We start from the raw sequence: 396 nt of genomic DNA, 5'->3' as shown, positions 1-396 counted from the left end.
CATTGATTTAATAAATCTTTTTAGCTTTATTTTGGCAAAATAAACAGAGACACACGGCTATTTTCTGTTAGTATACAGGCGGGTGCTTGGATCATTTTGGTTCAAGCATTTGCAAGGACCAAAAAGACGAAAGCCCCGAATTCTATTTACATAAAATTCGAGGCAGTCTCAAGTCCAACAACTTGATTCTGTCTCCTTTAACAAGGAGTGTCAAGAGAAATGACTAAGCTTGCCCTTATTGGGCTGATTACTGTATGTATTACAGTTTTGTGTTTTACTCTACTGAGACATGAAAGATTGTGCTCTTTTAATATCAGCAGTGGTAACACCCTAGTTCAAGCGAATTTATCTTGCGATAAATAGCTTTGTGGGGGAATTTTCCCCCACAATTTCTCG

General features: G+C 37.6%; 1 protein-coding gene. It reads left to right on the top strand.

The features are described 5' to 3' along the window. Positions 1-219 precede the first annotated feature (219 nt). The gene (locus HMPREF0693_RS18730; RefSeq protein WP_004247166.1) at positions 220-363 is read left to right on the top strand and encodes a Hok/Gef family protein; all 144 of its coding nucleotides are present in this window, start codon (positions 220-222) and stop codon (positions 361-363) included. Positions 364-396: the final 33 nt, after the last annotated feature.

The sequence above is a fragment of the Proteus mirabilis ATCC 29906 genome, from assembly GCF_000160755.1.
GTDB classification, from domain to species: Bacteria; Pseudomonadota; Gammaproteobacteria; order Enterobacterales; family Enterobacteriaceae; genus Proteus; species Proteus mirabilis.
The sequence above is the reverse complement of the archived record's forward strand: the minus strand, read 5'-3'. Positions and strand labels throughout refer to the sequence as shown.

Excerpts from the sequence above, each read along its gene's own strand:
- HMPREF0693_RS18730 (WP_004247166.1), top strand. The coding sequence starts at position 220 with ATGACTAAGCTTGCCCTTATTGGGCTGATTACTGTATGTATTACAGTT.